The sequence below is a fragment of the Actinocorallia lasiicapitis genome (assembly GCF_054778695.1).
In genome coordinates, this window is the sequence record NZ_BAAGZI010000620.1 from 1 (window position 1) to 2,138 (window position 2,138).

At 70.8% G+C, this 2,138-nt stretch carries 3 protein-coding genes; 1 reads left to right on the top strand and 2 read right to left on the bottom strand.

The features are described from left to right. Together ACYVE7_RS32985 and ACYVE7_RS32990 are read right to left on the bottom strand one after the other, a co-directional pair. Positions 1-745: MinD/ParA family ATP-binding protein (locus ACYVE7_RS32985; protein ID WP_460370370.1), on the bottom strand; the 745-nt coding region annotated here is incomplete at its 3' end. A 4-nt stretch (positions 746-749) separates the two neighbouring features. After that, positions 750-1,493, bottom strand: coding sequence for a hypothetical protein (locus tag ACYVE7_RS32990; RefSeq protein ID WP_460370372.1), 744 nt, complete (start codon positions 1,491-1,493; stop codon positions 750-752). 363 nt (positions 1,494-1,856) lie between these two features. Here ACYVE7_RS32990 and ACYVE7_RS32995 point away from each other — a divergent pair. Beyond that, the coding region (locus tag ACYVE7_RS32995) for a hypothetical protein (RefSeq protein WP_460370374.1) at positions 1,857-2,138 on the top strand (282 nt) is incomplete at its 3' end.

Here is a 2,138-nt window from a genome sequence, read left to right on the forward strand (position 1 = left end):
CGGGCCGCTGCAGCAGGTTCGCGGCGAGCTCCCGCGCCGACCTGATCAGCAGCGACTTGTCGAGCCGGCCCGCCCACGGTCCGCGCAGCAGGTGCGCGCCCTTGGGGTCGTAGGCGAGCCCGCCGAGGACCGTCGCGGGCAGCTTGGACTGCGCGAGGATCCGTTCGACCTCGCCGATCGCGCCGCGGAAGCCGCGCGGGTCGGCGACCACGACGACGCCCAGATGGGCGCGCTGCTTCGGCAGGTCGGCGGCGAGCGCCGCGATCCGCTCCCGCAGATGCGCCACGTGGTCGACCGAGGCATGGGTGAGCAGGACGACCATGTCGGCTTCGCGCATCAGGTCGATGAGCGCGCTGTGCGGGCCGAGCCGCCCGCAGTCGGCGATGACGTCGATGCCCGGCAGGATCGCGAAGGACCGGCCGAGCGGGTTCCACAGCCAGGTCATCCCGGCGGCCTGTTCGGCGTTGGTCAGCCCGACCAGGACGTCGAGCCCGCCGGTGAGCCGCTGGGTGTGCGGGGCGATCTGCTCGGGACGGAGCCCGCGCCGCGCTGAGGCGGCCAGCGACAGCAGCCCCTTGGACGGGTCGAGCATCCCGTTCTCGGCGGGCAGCCGGTGGACGAGGTCGCCGCCCGCCAGATCGCATTCGGCGACCATGACGGGGCGCGGCCAGACGGCGCCGAGGGCGACCGCGGCGGTCGTCACTCCCGGGGCGCCCTTGTCGGCGGCGAGCGCGATCAGTGCCACCCGGTCACCCGCCCGGCTTCGGCTGGGGCTTCACCACGGGCGGGGTCGCCTTCGGCAGGACGGTGCCCGGCGGGACGTACACCGCGACGATGCCGCCGCTGGAGGCCGCCTGGCTGAGCGCGGCGGCGAACTCGGGCGGCACCGCGACCGACACTTCGGTGGTGCCCGTGCCGGTCCGCCCGCCGTTGAAGACGACCTTGCTGACGATCGCGTCGGAGACGAGCAGGATGCCCGGTTTGGCGAGCGCCGACTCGCTGCGTCCCGCAACGGCGTAGAGCGCGACGGTCTGCCCGCTGCTCAGCTTCTCGGCGGGCATCTGCGCGGCTTTCAGCGAGAGCCCGACGATCACCCGGCCTTTGAGCCCGTCCTTGGCTCTGGTCGTCATTCCGCTGGTCAGCAGGGTGCCCTCGACCAGTCCGACCGAAGCGTAGGTCTGGGTGACCTCGTTCTTGGACGACCACCGGACGTAGTCGATGCCGGTGTTGCCGATCTGGACCTCTTGCAGGGCGCTCGCCGGGATCTGCTGGCCCGCCGCCACCGGCTCGATGATCCTGATCGCCGAGACGCGTTTGCCGCTGTTGATGACGAGATACGCGCTGACCAGGGCGCCGCCGAGAATCAACAGGACCGCGAGCGCCGCCAGTGCGGGCTTGCGTTCTCTCGGCGCCACGGGAAGGCGCTGCGCCGCGGGGCCCGCACCCAGTCCGTGGGTGCCGGCGTTGGCGGCGGTCGGCTGACTGGTCCTCATCTGGGTCATGCTCGCGCCCTTGACAAGACCACGTCAACGGATTCCAGTAGCTGACACTTTCCCGTGACCGGCAGTGGGAAATTAACGTCTTTCACCGCATTCCCTGTGCCCCACAGGGCTACTCTGACCACACACGGCCCGACCTGCGAAGCAGCCATTCAGCCGATTCCACCTTCTCCAGATCCTGTGATCTTTAAACCCGTATTAGCCATTCGGTTCGTCACAACAATCACTCGTGCTGACAGCTGTCTGACCACGAAAACGGAGCGGTCGGGGCGGGAGGTCCGGTTTCCTGCTGCTTCCCCGGGGCCGCCTCACTAGGGTGGGGAGGTCATCGTCCCCCCGGTGAAGTCGGAGCCTTGCGTGCGGATCTCCCTTACGGCGTTGACGAGCGGCGGACCGCGTGACGTGGTCGTCGAAGGCGATGACGACATGACGGTCTCGTCGGTGGCGCGCAGCCTGAGCGGCCTCGGCCCCGGCCACGACGGGAACGTCGCCCGGATCGCCCTGTACAGCGAGGGCCGGATGCTCGACCCGTCCGGGCGGGCTGCCCGGCTGCTGCGCGACGGCGCCGTGGTGGCCCTGGACTCGGAGTTCGCGCCCGCGACCGTCCAGGCCGAGCCGGGCGGGCCGCAGGAGGTGCGG